The following is an 861-nucleotide window of genomic DNA, read 5'->3' as shown; positions in this document are numbered from 1 at the left end:
CTTGATTGTCATTTGTGTGAAGTCTTCGTTGTAGATTGGACCTTCCGCTGCAAGAGAATTAATAACTTCTCCTCTGGCAGGTTCCATCGTCCACAATGGTTCTAACATCACTTGCTGGATACCTCTGTCAGGGGACCTCCATGTTGTAACAAAAACATTAAAGTTACTTGGTGCGGACGCTCTCCCCATCGAAGCAATGAGCGTTTCTTCCCTTGGAATCCCAGCTACTTGTGAAAATCCTGCAATAACAAGTAACACGGAAACAAAAATCACCAATAAACTCTTTTTCATTTCTCCACCTCCACGAAGTTTTTGAAATTTCTTCATACCCTCACATACTCAATACCCACAATTTTTGCAAACAATTCCCCCTTCCTTGTAATATCACCGATTAGACACTTTAGAAACTCTAAAACATGCATTGTAACCAACATTTAATACCTTTAATATATAGTAATTTTTTTAACTGTACTTCGATTTCGCCTACTCTGATTATTTGAAAAACATTCTGAATTTTCTTATCTCCTTTACGTACCTTTCGAAACTACTTTCTTTCCTTCACTTCTGCCCATGATAAGAATTCGGTTTCGGAGCTTTTAAAAAAGATTGTTAGGTATTTGGATCTTAGTGAGTTTAACTTCTTAGCTGACCTTGCATACGATTCAAGTGATATTTACGATTACAAAACAACTTCTTTCTTTAACTTACTTTGCCTTTCGCTAATCATTTCTTTTAGCTGTTTGTAAAGTAGGTAAATTCTAAAAAAATGGAACATTTAGTATTAATTTTCATTACCAAACTTTGATATAGTTCTTACCTTTTTTCAAAGTAGAGATTGGACCTAAGGAACTTTTCTCAGGT

The 861-nt window shown here is 35.3% G+C and carries 1 pseudogene; it reads right to left on the bottom strand.

Annotated features, from left to right (window positions below):
- A pseudogene (locus tag ACW9JY_RS10420) lies at positions 1-291 on the bottom strand (ABC transporter substrate-binding protein); the annotation flags it as partial.
- Between the last annotated feature and the right edge of the window lie 570 nt (positions 292-861).

Source organism: Petrotoga sp. DB-2, from assembly GCF_054051725.1.
Note: the sequence above shows the minus strand (reverse complement) of the source record. Positions and strands in the feature narration are given on the sequence as shown.